The sequence below is a fragment of the Streptomyces clavifer genome, from assembly GCF_036345975.1.
GTDB lineage: Bacteria > Actinomycetota > Actinomycetes > Streptomycetales > Streptomycetaceae > Streptomyces > Streptomyces clavifer.
This window is the reverse complement of the sequence record NZ_CP107793.1, coordinates 1590199-1605322: the sequence shown is the minus strand read 5'-3', so window position 1 is coordinate 1605322 and position 15124 is coordinate 1590199. Positions and strand designations below refer to the sequence as shown.

The window sequence follows — 15124 nt, the reverse complement described above, 5'->3', positions numbered from 1 at the left end:
CTTGCCCAGCAGGGTCCGGCCGCGCGTGTGCCGGGCCTTCGCGCGTGCCCCGTTCAACTCGCCGGACACGTAACCCCATACCCGTTTTGCACCCCCGTGAATGGCGCGCACGGGACGTCCGGCACCCTTGACAGAGGGGTGTTCGATTGCCGACACATCGGGCCGGGTCCGGCGGATTGTGTTGCTGCGAACCGGTGACACGCCATAGAGTCGCCAATCGTCGGCATGGTGCCACGCTGACCTATCGATAAGTTTCCTGGTCGCATCCAAGGAGGTAGGACGACTTGTGAATGAGTCGACAATTACTCCCGGGGGTGGTCAACCAGGGATGCCTGCACGGGGTCTGAGCCCGATCGGGCTCGAAGCTGTCGGCTCCGTCGCTGTCCGCACCTTCGCCACCCACCAGCACATGACGACAGCCCCCCAGATGATGGACGGCCTACACGTGAACGCCATGGCCGGCAACGAAAGTGGCCGAGAGACCGCCCACTTCGCCGACTTCGCCGAGGTGCCCGAGGGGCACTTCTACGACCCAGACGCCGAATACGAGCCCGATCCGGAGTACGCGGCCACGCTCGCGCCCGATGCCGCTCGCCAGCGCCGCGAGCGGATCGGCCCCACCGGCCGGCCGCTGCCGTACTTCCCGATCCCCGGTCCGCTGACCGATCACGGCCCCGCGAAGATCATCGCGATGTGCAACCAGAAGGGCGGCGTCGGCAAGACCACGTCGACCATCAACCTGGGTGCCGCGCTCGCCGAGTACGGGCGACGCGTCCTGCTCGTCGACTTCGACCCGCAGGGAGCCCTGTCGGTCGGCCTCGGGGTCAACCCGATGGAGCTCGACCTCACCGTCTACAACCTGCTCATGGAGCGGGGCATGGTGGCCGACGAGGTCCTGCTCAAGACCGCCGTGCCCAACATGGACCTGCTGCCGAGCAACATCGACCTCTCGGCCGCCGAGGTGCAGCTGGTGAGCGAGGTGGCGCGGGAGTCCACGCTGCAGCGTGCGCTCAAGCCGCTGATGGCCGACTACGACTACATCGTGATCGACTGTCAGCCCTCGCTGGGCCTGCTCACCGTGAACGCCCTGACGGCGGCTCACCGGGTGATAGTCCCGCTCGAGTGCGAGTTCTTCGCGCTGCGAGGTGTGGCGCTGCTCACCGAGACGATCGAGAAGGTCCAGGAGCGGCTCAACCCGGAACTGGAGCTCGACGGCATCCTCGCGACCATGTACGACTCCCGCACGGTTCACAGCCGTGAGGTGCTCGCGCGCGTCGTCGAGGCCTTCGACGAGCACGTCTACCACACCGTCATCGGACGCACGGTGCGTTTCCCGGAGACCACGGTGGCCGGTGAGCCCATCACCACGTACGCCTCCAACTCGGTCGGTGCCGCCGCCTATCGCCAGCTCGCCAGGGAGGTGCTCGCCCGGTGTCACGCCGAGTGAGTCTGCCGGGGGCCGACGAGCTGTTCCGCACCACCGGAGGCATGGGCCTCCAGGCCTCACCCGCCGACCGGCGACGCAAGGCGAACGGTGAGGCGCGGGTGCCCGCGCCGGCCGGAGGGAGCGACCCGGCGGCCGACACCGGCGGCCAGGGCGGGACCCCCGGGGGAAGCGGCGGCACGACGGCCGCGCAGTCCCGCCAGGAGCACTCCACCGCGGACTCCGACGGCGGAGGCCCCCGCAGCCGCCCCGACGGGCCCGGCACGCCCCAGCCCCGCTCCGCACCGCAGGAGACCGCTGCCACCGTCCAGCAGCAGCGCGGACGCGGCGGCGGCGGTGGGCGGGGTGCGAACCGCCGGCCGAGCGGCAGGGAACGTCACGACGAGAAGATCACCGTCTACGTGTCGGCCGAGGAACTGATGGACCTGGAGCACGCGCGGCTGGTGCTGCGCGGTGAGCACGGCCTCGCCGTCGACCGCGGACGCATCGTCCGGGAAGCGGTCGCCGTGGTGCTCGCGGACCTGGAGTCCCGGGGCGACGCGAGCATCCTCGTACGGAGGCTGCGCGGCCGCTGACCGGCGCGGCGCCGGTAGCCTGCGGGAGGGCCGCCGACACGGCGGCCCGGCCCGTCGTCGCGGGCCGCCGTGCCCGTACGCCTCCGCCGCACCCCTGGACCGCGATGCCGACTGCCGACCACCCCGCCCGCCCGCCCCGCCGCGCGCTCGGCCGCGGGCCGGGTGCCCGGCCCGCGGCCGGCCGGGGTGAGGCGGACGCCTCCGGGAACGTGCTTCCGGAGCCCGGGACCGGGCCCGCGAGCCCGGTGGACGAGCCCACAGGTCCGGCAGACGCGCCCCAGGGGGTCGAGGAGCCCCGGACGGCCCCGGTGGGCGACCGGGGAGCCCTCGGGCCCGCCGAGGGCGGCACAGGCCCCGCAGGGGCGGCCGTACCTCCCGGCCCCGCAGGGGCGGCCGCACCGGCCGAGGGGGGCACCGGGGCCGGCGAGGTGCCCGGGGCCGCCGACGACAAGCGGTTCACCGTGCGGCTGGTCAACTTCGAGGGCCCCTTCGACCTGCTGCTCCAGCTGATCTCCAAGCACAAGCTCGATGTGACCGAGGTCGCTCTCTCCCGCGTCACCGACGAGTTCATGGCCCACATCCGCGCCATGGGGCCGGACTGGGACCTCGACCAGACCACCGAGTTCCTGGTCGTCGCCGCGACCCTGCTCGACCTGAAGGCCGCCCGGCTGCTGCCCACCGCAGAGGTGGAGGACGAGGCGGACCTCGCGCTCCTGGAGGCGCGGGACCTGCTCTTCGCGCGGCTGCTGCAGTACCGCGCGTACAAGCGGATCGCCGGGATCCTCAGCGACCGCCTGGAGTCCGAATCCCGCCGCCACCCCCGAACCGTCGGACTCGAACCCCACCATGCCGAGCTGCTGCCCGAGGTCGTCATCAGCATCGGCCCGGACGGTTTCGCCCGGCTCGCGGTGAAGGCCATGCAGCCCCGGCCCGTGCCGCAGGTCTACGTCGACCACATCCACGCACCGCTGGTCAGCGTGCGGGAACAGGCCGGAATCGTGGTGGACCGGCTGCGTGCCGAGGGCGAGCTCAGCTTCCGGGTGCTCACCGAGGACGCGGGGGACACCCTCACCGTCGTCGCCCGGTTCCTGGCGCTCCTGGAGCTCTACCGGGAGAAGGCGGTCACCCTGGACCAGGAGGAGGCACTGGGGGAACTCCTGGTGCGCTGGGCCGGTGCGGAGGGGGCCGAGCCACTCGTCACGGACGAGTTCGACCATGAGGTGCGCGAGGCACAGGAGGAGTACAGGAATGAGTGCAGACGACACCGGACGTGACGGCGCGGTCGCCGCGCTCGACCTCCGGCCCGCACTGGAAGCGGTCCTCATGGTCGTCGACGAGCCCGCCACCGAGGAGCACCTGGCCAAGGTGCTCCAGCGTCCCCGCCGGGCCGTCGCGGACGCGCTGCGCGAGCTCGCCGACGAGTACACGGCCCAGGGCCGTGGCTTCGACCTGCGGCTCATCGCCGGGGGCTGGCGCTTCTACACCCGCCCGGAGTACGCGGCGGCGGTCGAGGGCTTCGTGCTGGACGGCCGGCAGGCACGGCTCACGCAGGCGGCGCTGGAGACGCTCGCGGTCGTCGCGTACCGCCAGCCCGTGAGCCGGTCCAGGGTCTCCGCGGTGCGCGGAGTGAACTGCGACGGCGTCCTGCGGACCCTCATGCAGAGGGGTCTGGTCGAGGAGGCGGGCGCGGAACCCGAAACAGGTGCGATCCTGTACAGGACGACGAACTACTTTCTGGAGCGCATGGGCCTGCGAGGCCTGGACGAGCTCCCGGAGCTCGCGCCCTTCCTCCCGGAGGCGGACGCGATCGAGGCTGAGACGCTAGAGGGTGTGCCGTCGTTCGATCCGGACGCACCGGACACCCCGGAAACTCACGCAGACGACAAGACGGATTTTTGATGCGAAGCAGTGGCAGCAACAGCGGAAGCGGCAAGAGCGGCGGCAGGAGTGGCGGCGGCAGCGGCTCCTGGAGCGGCGGCGCAGGCGGCAGGAACAACAGCGGCAGCGGCCGGAGCAGCAACCCGAACCCCCGGGTCTCCGGCTCCGGGCGTGACGGCGAGCGTGACGACAAGCAGGAGCAGCGTCCCCGCCGGCCCCGCCCCGAGGAGCGCCGCTACGACGTGGGCTCCGACAAGCCGGGCGGCGACGGCGGCGCCCGCAAGGGCCGCGGCGCGGCAGCCCGCGGCGGGGCCAAGGGCGGCCCCAAGTCCGCACAGAACGTGACCAAGGGTGGGCGCCGCGTGGGCGCCCCGTCCCGCCCGCGCGAGCTCGACGCCAAGATCGAGCAGCGCAACCGCGACCGGTACGCGGACAAGCCCGAGATCAAGACACCCCGGACGCACCCGGGCGCCGAGCAGGAGGGCGAGCGGCTGCAGAAGATCCTCGCCCGGGCCGGCATGGGCTCGCGCCGGGCGTGCGAGGAGCTGATCGAGCAGGCCAGGGTCGAGGTCAACGGCGAGATCGTCCTCGAGCAGGGCAGGCGGGTCGACCCGCAGAAGGACGAGATCAAGGTCGACGGCCTGACCGTCGCGACCCAGTCGCACCTGTTCTTCGCGCTGAACAAGCCCGCCGGTGTCGTCTCCACGATGGGGGACCCCGACGGCCGTCAGAACCTCGGCGACTACGTCAACAACCGCGAGACGCGGCTGTTCCACGTCGGCCGGCTCGACACCGAGACCGAGGGCATCATCCTGCTCACGAACCACGGTGAGCTGGCCCACCGCCTGACGCACCCCGGGTACGGGGTGAAGAAGATCTACCTGGCCGCCATCCAGGGCCCGCTCCCGCGCGACCTCGGCAAGCGGCTCAAGGGCGGCATCCAGCTGGAGGACGGGTACGCCCGCGCCGACCACTTCCGGGTCGTCGAGAACACCGGCAAGAACTACCTGGTCGAGGTGACCCTCCATGAGGGCCGCAAGCACATCGTCCGCCGGATGCTGGCCGAGGCCGGCTTCCCGGTCGAGCGGCTCGTGCGCACGTCCTTCGGGCCGATCCCGCTGGGCGACCAGAAGTCCGGCTGGCTGCGCCGGCTGACCAACACCGAGGTCGGCATGCTGATGCGCGAGGTCGGCCTGTAACCCGCGCCCCGCACCGAACGGCCCGCGGCCGGTTCCTGGTTCATTTCGAACAGGGAACCGGCCGCGGGCCTTTTGCTGCCGCCGGTTCTTCTTTATAGTCAGAGTGACTATTAAAGAGAGAAGGAACGGCGTGACGCTCGCGGACATACTCGACCCCCTGCAGCAGCCCCTGGTGACGGTCCTGGACACCCCGGTCAGCTGGACCGAGGTGCTCGGATTCGGCAGCGGGGCGCTGTGCGTCTGGCTCGTGGCCCGCCAGCACCTCGCCAACTGGCCGATCGGCATCGCCAACAACCTGTTCTTCATCCTGCTGTTCGCCCAGTCCGGTCTGTACGCCGACGCCGGCCTGCAGATCGTCTTCATCACCCTCGCCGCGTACGGCTGGTGGACCTGGACCCACGGGGGTGGACCAGGTTCATCGGTCCTGCCGGTGCGCAGAACCACACGCACCGAATGGACCTGGCTGCTCGCGGCGGGGGTGGCGGGGACTCTCGGCCTCACCCTGCTGCTGTCCCGGGCCACCGACTCGACCGTCCCCTTCTGGGACGCCCTGACGACCTCGCTGTCCCTCATGGCGACGTACGGGCAGTGCCGCAAGCGGGTCGAGTCCTGGTGGCTGTGGATCGCCGCCGACGTGGTCTACATCCCGCTGTACGCGCACAAGGAGCTCTACCTCACCTCCCTGCTGTACGCCGGCTTCCTCACGCTCTGCCTGATCGGGCTGCGCAACTGGAGCCGCGACCTCGCCGCCGCCCCGGGCCGGGAGCGGGTGCCCGCGTGAAGCGCTACGGCCACGGCCTGGTCCTCGGCAAGTTCTACCCGCCGCACGCCGGCCACCACCACCTCGTCCGCACCGCGCAGGACCGCTGCGAGCGGCTCACCGTCCTGGTCTGCGCCGCCTCCGTCGAATCCGTGCCCCTCGCCGACCGGGTCGCCTGGATGCGCGAGGTGCACCCCGGCGTGCGGGTGGTCGGCGCCGTCGACGACATCCCCATGGACCTGGGGGACCCGGCGATCTGGGACGCGCACATGGCCGTGTTCACCGGGGCCGTCCCCGAACAGGTCGACGCCGTCTTCAGCTCGGAGTCGTACGGCGACGAACTGGCCCGCCGCTTCGGCGCCCGGTCCGAGCTCGTCGATCCCGCCCGCACCGTCTTCCCCGTCTCCGGCACCGCGGTCCGGGCGGACCCGGCCGGCTGCTGGGACTACCTCGAACCTCCCGTACGGGCGGCGCTCACCCGCCGGATCGTCGTCCTCGGCGCCGAGTCGACCGGCACCACCACCCTGGCCCGGGCGCTGACGGAGCACTACCGGCGGCGCGGCGGCGCCTGGTCGCACACCCAGTACGTCGCCGAGTACGGACGGGAGTTCAGCGAACGGAAACTGGCGGACCTGCGCAGCCGTTGGCCCGGCGCGCAGTGGGAGGACGTCACCTTCCACACGGACGACTTCCCCCTCATCGCCGAGACCCAGAACGCCCGGGAGGAGGCCGCCGCACGCATCGGCTCCCCGGTCCTCTTCTGCGACACCGACTCCTTCGCCACCACCGTCTGGCACGAGCGGTACATCGGCGGACGCAACCCGCTCGTGGAGCGGACCGCCGACCTGACACCCCACCACCTGTGGCTGCTCACCGACCACGAGGGCGTCGCGTTCGAGGACGACGGGCTGCGCGACGGCGAGGAGCTGCGGCCCTGGATGACCGACCGCTTCCGCGCCGAACTCACCCGCACCGGACGGCGGTTCATCGAGGTGACGGGCCCGCACCGGACCCGTCTGGACACCGCGGTCGCGGCCGTGGACGCTCTCCTCGCCACCGGTCCGCGCCTCGCCGACCCCCTCCCGGAGAAGAGGTGAGCACCGCCCCCGAGGGATACGACCCCCACGCCTTCGTCCCCTTCGCCGTCACCGTCGACCTCGCGGTCTTCACCGTCCGGGAAGGCCGGCTCCACGTCCTGCTCGTGGAACGGGGCGAAGCCCCCTACCGGGGCCGCTGGGCGCTGCCCGGAGGCTTCGTGCTGCCCCGCGAATCCGCGGAGGAGGCGGCGCGCCGCGAGCTCGCCGAGGAGACGGGACTCAGCCGGAACAGCGTGTGCGCCCTCCACCTCGAACAGCTGCGCACCTACAGCGACCCGGACCGCGACCCCAGGATGCGGGTCGTCTCCGTCGCGTACGCCGCACTCGTCCCGGACCTTCCCGAACCGCGGGGCGGCGGGGACGCGGCACGCGCGCAGTGGTGGGAGGCGGGCGGCACCGAACCGCTGGCCTTCGACCACGACCGCATCCTGGCCGACGCGTACGACCGGATCGGCGCCCGGCTGGAGTACTCCTGTCTGGCCACCGCCTTCTGTCCCGCCGAGTTCACGCTGGGGGAGCTCCAGCAGGTCTACGAGACCGTCTGGGGCGTCGAGCTCGACCGGCCCAATTTCCGGCGCAAGGTCCTGACCACGCCCGGTTTCGTCCAGGCGGTCGACGGACCCCCGCGCCGCACCGGCGGACGCGGGAAACCGGCCGCCCTGTACCGGGCGGGTGCCGCCACCGCCCTGCACCCACCACTCCTGCGCCCGGAAGGACGCCCGGAAGGACGGACATCATGATCCCGACAAGGATTCTCACCAAGCAGGCCGCCACGGGCGCGCTGACCGGGCTCGCGCTCGGCGACGCGCTGGGCTTCCCGACCGAGTTCAACAACGTGCCGTCCATCCTCGCCAAGTGCGGGCCCTGGCGGCAGATGCGGCTCCCCGAGCCGGCGATCGTCACCGACGACACCCAGATGACGCTCGCCCTGGGGCGCGGCATACGCACCGCCATGGACCGCGGACTGCTCACCCCTTCGCGGCTGGTGCGCCCCGTCCGCGAGGAGTTCGTCGACTGGTACCACTCGCCGGACAACAACCGCGCACCCGGCCGCACCTGCATGACGGCCTGCCGCATGCTCGACAGCGAACGGCCCTGGCAGGAGGCCAGCCGGACCGGCTCCAAGGGCTGCGGCGCCAACATGAGGGTGACGCCGGTCGGGCTCGTCCCCGGCCTCAGCGAGGAGCAGCGCTCCGGTGCGGCCCAGCTCCAGGCCGCCCTCACCCACGGCCACCCCACCGCCCTGGCCGCCTCCGACCTGATGGCCCGCGCGGTGTTCCTGCTGGCACAGGGGTCCGAACCTCTCGGACTGGTCGGCCAACTGCGCAGCTACGCCTACGAGAACAGCGGCCGCTACCTGGAGCGCTGGCTCGGCGACCTCTGGCGGTACGCGGGGGACGCCTCACCCGAGGCGTACATCCGGCGCGGCTGGGACGAGTGCCTGGCCGTACTGGCCAGGCTGCAGGACGCCCTGCGCGACCCGTCCCCGGAGACCGACCCCTGCGAGACCACCGGGGACGGCTGGATCGCCGAGGAGGCCCTCGCCACGGCCCTGCACTGCTTCCTCCTCTTCCCGGAGGAGCCGGTCACCGCGCTGCGCCGGGCCGCCTGCACCCGGGGCGACTCCGACTCGCTGGGCTGCATGACCGGCGCGCTGGCCGGGGCGCACCTGGGGGCGGGCGCGTGGCCCAAGGAGTGGTCGGAACGCATCGAGTACCGCAGCGACCTGCTGTCGCTCGGTGCGCTCTGGGACGCTTGACCCATGCACCTCGACACGACGCCCCTCCTCGGGGCCGGGCTGCCGGTCACCGACTTCGCCCCCGTCCTCGCCGAGGAGCCCGGACCGCTCCTGTTCGCCACGGTCTCCGGCGCGCATCTGTACGGCTTCCCCTCCCGTGACTCGGACGTGGACCTGCGGGGGGTCCACGTCCTGCCCGCGGAGGATCTCGTCGGGTTGCGCGACCCCGAGGAGACGCGCTCGCGCATGTGGAACCGCGACGGGGTCGAGATGGACCTCGTCACCCACGATCTCCGCAAGTTCGTCCGCCTCATGCTGAAGCCCAACGGCTACGTCCTGGAGCAGCTGCTGTCCCCGCTGGTCGTGCACACCACCGCACTCCACGCGGAGCTGACCGCACGGGCGCCGGATGTCATGACCCGCAACCACGCCCACCACTACCGGGGGTTCGCCGGCACCCAGTGGCGGCTGTACGAGAGGACCGGTGAGCTGAAACCGCTCCTCTACACGTTCCGGGCGCTGCTCACCGGCATCCACCTGATGCGCAGCGGCGAACTGGTCGCGCACCTGCCGACGCTGCTGGGCGAGGTGGCGACGCCCGCGTACCTGCCGTCCCTGATCGAGGCCAAGGCGGAGGCCGAGCACGGCGCCGCGGGCGCCGTGGACGGAGCGGTCGCGGCGCGGGACGTCGAGGCGCTGCACGCGGTCCTCGACGAAGCCCGGGCCGCGTCCCGGCTGCCGGACACCGCGTCGGGCTTCGACGCGCTGCACGACCTCGTCGTCCGCGCGCGGCTCGGCTAGCCGCAGGCCGCCGCCGACGCCCTCCGGGTCCGTACCAGGAACGCCTCCACGCGCTCCAGGTCCGGCTCCGGAGGCAGCGGCGAGCGGGTGTGCGCCTCGTCGTTCTGCTCGGCCAGGCGCGTCATCCGCCGCTCCACCTCGGGCCACGGGACCTCTCCCCGCTTCACCGCGAGGAGCTCCTCGCGCGCGTCGCCGACCCCGATGACCAGCTCACCCGTCCGCAACAGGTCCCGGCCGCACGCCAGCAGCCGCAGCAGGTGCATGGCGTGCTTCCAGCGCGGGGCGCCGTGCTGCCGTACGTCCGCCTCCAGCTTCCTGCGCTGGCCCATCGCATAGCGGACGAACGTCTCGTGGGCCCGGCGGGACAGGAACGCCCCGCGCAGGCCGAGCAGTTCCCGGCCGGTGTCGTCGATCCGTTCCACGAGCGGCGAGTGCAGGCACTCCAGCACGTTGGGGTTGGCCCGGAGCGCCAGCTCGCAGAAGCGTTCCAGCTCCCAGGAGAACTGCTCCCGGGCGGGCCCCTCCACATGGGTCGGCGGCTTGGTGAAGCGCCAGAACAACGGCGCCGGCGCCAGGAAGACCCCGCGCCGGTCCGTGTCGCTGTCGTCGGTGGCCAGCCCGAAGGCGCGGGAACCCATCACGCACGAGTAGACCGTGTGATCGCGTACGAGGGTCTCGGCCTCAGGGGTGATCATGCGCGCGAGGCTACGCGGGCCCGCCGTGGCCCGGGGGAGAGGCCCTACCCGAGCCGGATGCTGTCGCCCTGCACGGTGATCCGCTCCACGGGCAGCGGGCGCGGCGCGGGGCCTGCCTCCACCGCGGCGTCCGTGATGCTGAACCTGCTGCCGTGGCAGGCGCAGTTGATGGTCCCGTCGCTCACCGACGCGACGATGCAGCCCGCGTGGGTGCAGACCGCGGAGAAGGCCCTGAAGTCGCCCGCCTCCGGCTGCGTGACCACGACCTTGCGGTCCTTGAGGATCGTCCCGCCGCCGACCGGGACGTCGGAGGTCCGGGTCAGCTCCGCGGCGGAGGTCTCCGAAGCCTTCCGGGTCTCCGGAGCGGTGGCCGGGGCCGTGCTCCCGTCGCCGTCCCCGTCGTCGGACGAGCCGCAGCCGGCCGCCAGTGCGGCGGCGCCCGCCGTGAGGACCGTCCTTCGCCGTGCGCTCATGGCTCTCCTCGGGTGGTGGTCGATGAGAGGCATCGTGGCGCCGCGGGCCGCGCGGACGAAGCAACCGGGCGGCGGGTGCGCCCGGGCGGGTGGCGGATCCAGACTTCCTGTACGGTTGTCCAGGAAATGTTCCTGGACGGTTGTCCAGGAAGTCACTCGCAGGAGGCCGCACACCATGCAGACCGCCGCCCAGGTGCTGGTCGCGCTCGTCGCGCTGATCCACGCCTACATCCTCGTCCTGGAGATGTTCCTCTGGGACACCCCGCGCGGCCGCAAGGCCTTCGGCACCACCGAGGAGTTCTCCGGGGCCAGCGCCACCCTCGCCGCCAACCAGGGGCTCTACAACGGATTCATGGCCGCCGGACTGGTCTGGGGCCTGATCGCGGCCGACCCCGTCGGGCACCAGGCGCAGATCTTCTTCCTGAGCTGCCTGGTCGTCGCCGGGGTGTACGGGGCGGCCACCGTCAGCCGCAGGATCCTGTACGTCCAGGCGGCACCCGCCGCCGCGGCCCTCGCCCTCGTCCTGTCGGCGGGCTGAGGAGGATGACGCCCGCGGTGACGGACGGCAGCGGCGACCCGCGGACCGCGCGCACCCGCGCCAGGCTCCGCGAGGCGCTGCTGGAAGCCTGCGCGGAGCGGCCGCTCGACCGGATCGGTGTGGCGGACGTGGTGCGCGGAGCCGGTGTGGGGCGCGCCACCTTCTATCTGCACTACGACGACCTGCGCGCCCTGGCCGTGGACGCCTGCGCCGGCGTCGTACGGGATGCGGTCGAGGCCCTGCACGCCTGGGGCCGCACCCCGCCCGGTCCGGACGCGCCGCCGCAGGAGCTCGCCGCCCTGCTCCGGGAGGTCCGCGGCCGGGCCGAGGTCTACCGGAGCCTGCTCGGGCCCGGCGGCGGCCCCCTCGGGGAACTGCTGCACCGGGAGCTCCGGCAGTACAGCCTCGACGAGCTGCGCCGGCGCAGGCCGGCCGTGAGCGGCCACGACCTCACCGCGAGCGCCGTCGCCGGGCTCTTCACCGGGATGCTCGCCGACTGGGTCCACGACCGGACCGACGCCACCCCGGAGCAGCTCGCCGGGCGGATCTGGCGCACACTCCTCGCCGTGCACGCCGCCGCGGCGTCTCACGGACAGAGCACGGTGACCACCGGCCCCTCCGCACCTCTAGGCTGAAAGAGCACGCAGAACGAGGGAACGAGAGGTACGACGTGGCGGTACGAGCGGTCCGCGGAGCCGTCCAGCTGGAGCGGGACGAAGCCGGACACATGGACGAGCAGGTGGGTGCGCTGCTCACCGCCATCCTCGAGCGCAACCAGATCGTCGCCGACGACCTGATCAGCGTCTGGTTCACGGCCACCCCCGACCTGCACAGCGACTTCCCGGCCGCCGCGGCGAGGGGCCTGGGCATCGTCGACGTACCGCTGATCTGCGCCCAGGAGCTCGACATCACCGGGGCCATGCCCCGGGTGGTCCGCATCCTCGCCCACGTCGAGACATACCTCTCCAAGGCGGAGATCAGTCACGTCTACCTCGGCGCCACCGGTGCCCTCCGCAAGGACATCGCCCAGTGAGGACCGCCGTCGTGATCGGGACGGGCCTGGTCGGCACCTCCGCGGCCCTCGCCCTCGCCGGGCGCGGCATCCGGGTCCACCTCGTCGACCGGGACGCCTCGTCGGCCGGTACGGCGGCGGCGCTCGGCGCCGGCACGGAGGAGGCCCCCGACGGGCCCGTCGACCTGGCGATCATCGCCGTACCGCCGGCGTACACCGCCTCCGTCCTGGCCGACGCCATGCGCGACGGAGTCGCCCGCGGCTACCTGGACGTGGCCAGCGTCAAGGGGGGTCCGCGCCGCGAGCTGGAGGCCCTCGGCGTCGACCTCACCCCGTACATCGGTACGCATCCCATGGCCGGCAAGGAGCGGTCCGGTCCCCTCGCGGCCACCGCCGACCTCTTCGAGGGCCGCCCATGGGTCCTCACCCCGACCCGGGACACCGACACCGAGGTCCTCAACCTGGCCCTCGAACTGGTCGCGCTCTGCCGCGCGGTCCCCGTCGTCATGGACGCCGACGCCCACGACCGCGCCGTGGCCCTGGTCTCCCACACCCCGCAGCTGATCTCCTCGATGGTCGCCGCCCGGCTGGAGGAGGCCGACGAGACCGCCGTGCGCCTGTGCGGCCAGGGGATCAGGGACGTCACGCGGATCGCCGCGTCCGACCCGCGGATGTGGGTGGAGATCCTCTCCGCCAACCCCGGCCCGGTCGCCGACGTCCTGGCGGGCGTCGCCACCGACCTCGACGAGACGGTACGGGCGCTGCGCGGCCTCCAGTCCGCCGACGAGGACGAACGCCGCGCGGGAACCGAAAGCATCGAGGGCGTCCTGCGCCGCGGCAACGCCGGCCGGGTCAGGGTGCCGGGCAAGCACGGCGCCGCCCCGGCGTCCTACGAGATCGTGGCCGTGCTCATCAGCGACCGGCCCGGCGAACTGGCCAGGATCTTCGCCGACGCCGGACTGGCCGGGGTCAACATCGAGGACGTACGCATCGAGCACGCCACCGGTCAGCAGGCCGGACTGGTCCAGCTGATGGTCGAACCGAGCGCGGCGCCCGTACTGAGCGCGGCGCTCGGCGACAGGGGCTGGTCGATCCGCCCGTAGGTCCCGGATCGTGCCGGGCCGGCACCGCACCTCGCGGCGGCGCCGCCCGGCACGGTTCCGCCACCCCTCCCTCCCGCGCCTCGCGGCGCACGGCACCGGACCCCGCCCCTCGTCCGGCCCGATCCGGACGGAAGCCCCCGGCGGGACGGGGCCGACAGGGGTGCGAGGCCCCCGCGCGCACTCGGTAACCTTGGGGGAGGCCGTCCCGTGGCCCGCTCCGCCCACCCCGTGTACCAGGAAGGTGTCCACCACCGTGGAAACCGTAAGCGCCGCCGCCCGGACCGCCCCGGCCGCAGTGATCGTCGCCATCGACGGGCCCTCCGGCACCGGCAAGTCGAGCACCTCCAAGGCCGTCGCCACCCAGCTCGGCCTGAGCTACCTGGACACCGGCGCCCAGTACCGGGCCATCACGTGGTGGATGCTGAACAACGGCATCGACGTGGGCAACCCGGCGGAGATCGCCACCGCGGCGGCCAAGCCCGTCATCGTCTCCGGCACGGACCCGGCCGCCCCGACGATCACCGTCGACGGCGAGGACGCCTCCGGTCCGATCCGCACCCAGGAGGTCACCTCCAAGGTCAGCGCCGTCAGCGCCGTCCCCGAGGTGCGCACGCTGATCACGGAACTGCAGCGCTCGATCGCCGCGGACGCCGAGCGGGGCATCGTCGTCGAGGGCCGTGACATCGGCACGACCGTGCTGCCCGACGCCGACATAAAGATCTTCCTGACCGCCTCCCCGGAGGCGCGTGCCGCCCGTCGCAGCGGTGAGGTCAAGGGTTCCGACCTCGCCACCACCAAGGAAGCACTGATCAAGCGGGACGCGGCCGACTCGGGCCGGAAGACCTCGCCCCTGGCCAAGGCCGGGGACGCGGTCGAGGTGGACACCACCGACCTGACCCTTCAGCAGGTCATCGAGTGCGTCGTCACCCTCGTCGGGGAGAAGCGGGCCGTGAAGTGACCGAAGCCACCGCCGCTCCCACGCTGCGCGGAGCGGCCGTCGGGCGCGGGATCGGCATCGGGCTCATGTACGGGCTGTTCCGGCCCCGTGTGCTCGGTGCGTGGCGGGTACCCACCAGCGGACCCGTCATACTCGCCGTGAACCACGCACACAACATCGACGGTCCGATGCTGATGGGCACCGCGCCCCGGCCCGTCCACTTCCTGATCAAGAAGGAGGCGTTCGTCGGTCCCCTCGACCCGTTCCTGCGCGGAATCGGTCAGCTCAAGGTGGACCGTGCGACCGTCGACCGCACCGCCATCACCCACGCGCTGGGCGTGCTGGAGGACGGCGGGGTCCTCGGGATCTTCCCCGAGGGCACCAGGGGCGAGGGCGACTTCGCCTCCCTGCGGGCCGGACTCGCGTACTTCGCGGTGCGCGGCGGGGCGCCGATCGTCCCCGTGGCGGTCCTGGGAAGCACCGGGCGTCGCGGACGGCTGATACCGGCGCTGCCCCCGCTGCGCAGCCGGGTGGACGTCGTATTCGGGGACGCCTTCCAGGCCGGTGACGGCAGCGGACGGCGCACCAGGAAGGTGCTGGACGAGGCGACGCTCCGGATCCAGGGAGAGCTGTCCGCGCACCTGGAGCACGCCAGGCGCCTCACCGGGCGCCAGGACCCGCCGGCGGAGTGACACCCGCCGCATGACGCCCGGCGCGCACCCTGCCGCGTGGCCGGAGCCGTCCGGGCGCGGCCCGTGCGAGGAGGGTCCTCGGCCGTGCGGCAGCACGCACCGGACGCCGGGCGGCCCGGGCTCCGGCCGGACGGCGGTAGTTTGACGGCAGGGCCTGCGAGACTTGAGTAGTGGGCCGCGCG

Annotated in this window: 18 protein-coding genes; 16 read left to right on the top strand and 2 right to left on the bottom strand. The window is 72.7% G+C overall.

The genetic code is table 11. The features are described 5' to 3' along the window. The first annotated feature begins 328 nt into the window (after positions 1–328). The 10 genes from OG927_RS06770 to OG927_RS06725 all read left to right on the top strand — a co-directional run bounded on the left by OG927_RS06770 (position 329) and on the right by OG927_RS06725 (position 9492). Entirely contained in the window at positions 329–1447 is a 1119-nt protein-coding gene (locus OG927_RS06770; RefSeq protein WP_056786073.1) for a ParA family protein, read from the top strand. After that, entirely contained in the window at positions 1444–2019 is a 576-nt protein-coding gene (locus tag OG927_RS06765) for a hypothetical protein (RefSeq protein WP_056786076.1), read from the top strand. Before OG927_RS06770 ends, OG927_RS06765 begins: the two co-directional genes overlap by 4 nt. Positions 2020–2123: 104 nt before the next feature. Next, a complete protein-coding gene (locus OG927_RS06760; protein ID WP_330319846.1) occupies positions 2124–3293 on the top strand; it encodes a segregation and condensation protein A in 1170 nt (389 codons plus the stop codon). Continuing rightward, on the top strand, positions 3268–3918 hold the full coding sequence (gene scpB, locus OG927_RS06755) for an SMC-Scp complex subunit ScpB (protein WP_330319845.1): 651 nt from the start codon (positions 3268–3270) through the stop codon (positions 3916–3918). The genes OG927_RS06760 and scpB overlap by 26 nt, the downstream gene beginning before the upstream one ends. Continuing rightward, positions 3918–5096 carry a pseudouridine synthase gene (locus OG927_RS06750; RefSeq protein WP_330319844.1) on the top strand — a complete coding sequence of 393 codons (1179 nt, stop codon included), beginning with the start codon at positions 3918–3920 and terminating at the stop codon, positions 5094–5096. Before scpB ends, OG927_RS06750 begins: the two co-directional genes overlap by 1 nt. A 130-nt stretch (positions 5097–5226) precedes the next feature. After that, positions 5227–5877 (top strand): nicotinamide riboside transporter PnuC, encoded by a 651-nt coding sequence (pnuC, locus tag OG927_RS06745; protein WP_056786097.1) that lies wholly within the window; start codon positions 5227–5229, stop codon positions 5875–5877. Beyond that, complete coding sequence (locus tag OG927_RS06740; protein WP_056786099.1) at positions 5874–6953, top strand: AAA family ATPase; 1080 nt, start codon at positions 5874–5876, stop codon at positions 6951–6953. Before pnuC ends, OG927_RS06740 begins: the two co-directional genes overlap by 4 nt. After that, on the top strand, positions 6950–7693 hold the full coding sequence (locus tag OG927_RS06735; protein ID WP_330319843.1) for an NUDIX hydrolase: 744 nt from the start codon (positions 6950–6952) through the stop codon (positions 7691–7693). The genes OG927_RS06740 and OG927_RS06735 overlap by 4 nt, the downstream gene beginning before the upstream one ends. Then, on the top strand, positions 7690–8712 hold the full coding sequence (locus OG927_RS06730) for an ADP-ribosylglycohydrolase family protein (RefSeq protein WP_056786107.1): 1023 nt from the start codon (positions 7690–7692) through the stop codon (positions 8710–8712). Before OG927_RS06735 ends, OG927_RS06730 begins: the two co-directional genes overlap by 4 nt. Before the next feature lie 3 nt (positions 8713–8715). Beyond that, positions 8716–9492: a nucleotidyltransferase domain-containing protein gene (locus tag OG927_RS06725; protein ID WP_209470791.1), complete on the top strand. Its 777-nt coding sequence runs from the start codon at positions 8716–8718 to the stop codon at positions 9490–9492. Here OG927_RS06725 and OG927_RS06720 read toward each other — a convergent pair. Beyond that, positions 9489–10187: a nucleotidyltransferase domain-containing protein gene (locus tag OG927_RS06720; protein ID WP_209470792.1), complete on the bottom strand. Its 699-nt coding sequence runs from the start codon at positions 10185–10187 to the stop codon at positions 9489–9491. The two genes, OG927_RS06725 and OG927_RS06720, sit on opposite strands and share 4 nt — an antisense overlap. A gap of 44 nt (positions 10188–10231) precedes the next feature. Further along, entirely contained in the window at positions 10232–10660 is a 429-nt protein-coding gene (locus OG927_RS06715; protein ID WP_330319842.1) for a Rieske (2Fe-2S) protein, read from the bottom strand. Between the two features lie 175 nt (positions 10661–10835). On the opposite strand from OG927_RS06715, the gene OG927_RS06710 reads away from it, so the two are divergent. From OG927_RS06710 to OG927_RS06685, 6 genes are all read left to right on the top strand, one after another. Further along, on the top strand, positions 10836–11198 hold the full coding sequence (locus tag OG927_RS06710) for a DUF1304 domain-containing protein (protein ID WP_056786123.1): 363 nt from the start codon (positions 10836–10838) through the stop codon (positions 11196–11198). A gap of 5 nt (positions 11199–11203) precedes the next feature. Further along, positions 11204–11833, top strand: coding sequence for a TetR/AcrR family transcriptional regulator (locus OG927_RS06705; protein ID WP_056786128.1), 630 nt, complete (start codon positions 11204–11206; stop codon positions 11831–11833). A gap of 35 nt (positions 11834–11868) precedes the next feature. After that, entirely contained in the window at positions 11869–12231 is a 363-nt protein-coding gene (gene aroH / locus OG927_RS06700; protein ID WP_056786131.1) for a chorismate mutase, read from the top strand. Continuing rightward, the gene (locus OG927_RS06695) at positions 12228–13313 is read left to right on the top strand and encodes a prephenate dehydrogenase (protein WP_330319841.1); all 1086 of its coding nucleotides are present in this window, start codon (positions 12228–12230) and stop codon (positions 13311–13313) included. The genes aroH and OG927_RS06695 overlap by 4 nt, the downstream gene beginning before the upstream one ends. Before the next feature lie 241 nt (positions 13314–13554). Continuing rightward, positions 13555–14271, top strand: a complete 717-nt coding sequence (gene cmk, locus OG927_RS06690) for a (d)CMP kinase (protein WP_056786137.1) — start codon at positions 13555–13557, stop codon at positions 14269–14271. Beyond that, complete coding sequence (locus OG927_RS06685; RefSeq protein WP_056786140.1) at positions 14268–14942, top strand: lysophospholipid acyltransferase family protein; 675 nt, start codon at positions 14268–14270, stop codon at positions 14940–14942. The genes cmk and OG927_RS06685 overlap by 4 nt, the downstream gene beginning before the upstream one ends. Positions 14943–15124: the final 182 nt, after the last annotated feature.